Origin of the sequence: Zooshikella harenae, assembly GCF_018837975.1 — a bacterium.
GTDB classification, from domain to species: Bacteria; Pseudomonadota; Gammaproteobacteria; order Pseudomonadales; family Zooshikellaceae; genus Zooshikella; species Zooshikella harenae.
The window spans coordinates 1-553 of record NZ_JAGSOY010000365.1 but is presented as its reverse complement, the minus strand read 5'-3'; the positions used below and the strand labels follow the sequence as shown (position 1 = coordinate 553).

Here is a 553-nt window from a genome sequence, read left to right as displayed (position 1 = left end):
ATTGGATAGGGTGATAGCCCAGCAGCATACCTTGAATGCCTTTGGTCAAATCCTGAGTTCGACACAAGCTGGCGTCACCACCACCTTTAGCTATGATGCATTGGGCAATAAGATCAGCGCCACCGATGGCAATGGTAATACCACCCACTATGCCTATGACGCTCAAGGTCGGTTGATCGAAGAGACCTCCCCGAAAGTACGGGTAGTGACCGATGTCGAGCAAGGACTGATGAGCACTCAGGCCATCATTACCCGTCATCAGTACGATCAACTGGGCAATAAAACCCAAACCATCGTCGGGGCTAACAGTGATCAACCACGGGTCACCGAGTTCCGCTATAACGCCCAGGGTCAGCTGATCCAACAGCGTCAGAATGCGCATCAGGTCGACGGCCAGCCACGGCCACAGGTCGCGATGGTGAATCGCCAATACGATGCGGTGGGGAATCTAATTCGTGAGACCGATGCTAATGGTCAGGCCACCACCTTTTACTACAATGCTCGCAATCAATTGATCGCCCAGGTGGATGGTGACGGTGTACTGAAGACCTTC

General features: G+C 53.0%; 1 protein-coding gene. It reads left to right on the top strand.

Annotated elements, in window-relative coordinates; genetic code table 11:
- Window positions 1-31: 31 nt before the first annotated feature.
- The coding region (locus KCG35_RS26145; protein WP_215822864.1) for an RHS repeat domain-containing protein at window positions 32-553 on the top strand (522 nt) is incomplete at its 3' end.